Here is a 437-nt window from a genome sequence, read left to right as displayed (position 1 = left end):
AATACCCTGCGGTATGGCCGGGTTCAGCGTGATGGACGTGATATCCGCTGATTCTGTGGTGCGATTGGTAATAATGAGCTCGGCAGTCTCCGAGCAGCCAAGACGAACGCGACCAAAGTCATGTCCCGTAATGGTCACTACGGGTTCAACACATTCTGCTGTGATTGTCGTCTGCGCTGGACCGCACTCCGTAGGAAGGTCGAACACAATCGATACAGTAGACGCTCCCGGCGCTTGGGCAGTATAGACAATGTTCACTCGATACGAATCGTTGGGGTTTAGGGTAAATGCTCCCAATGCCGAGCCATCATCCCGAACAATACTATAGTCTGGGTTGGGAGTATTGAGTCTTGCCGTTCCGGTCAACGGCGCTGGTCCTGTGTTGGTGAATACCACGACGGCATTCCTTGTGGCGTTACGACCCTTGACGACCGTTC

Annotated in this window: 1 protein-coding gene; it reads right to left on the bottom strand. The window is 53.5% G+C overall.

All coding sequences use genetic code 11. From position 1 onward, the window contains the following. Window positions 1-396 (bottom strand): hypothetical protein (locus tag ACLD7X_RS19045; protein WP_411425245.1); only part of this gene is annotated, 396 nt, incomplete at its 3' end. Window positions 397-437: the final 41 nt, after the last annotated feature.

Origin of the sequence: Aphanothece microscopica RSMan92 (assembly GCF_046613545.2) — a bacterium.
GTDB lineage: Bacteria > Cyanobacteriota > Cyanobacteriia > PCC-6307 > Cyanobiaceae > NIES-981.
This window is presented reverse-complemented; position numbering and strand designations above follow the sequence as displayed.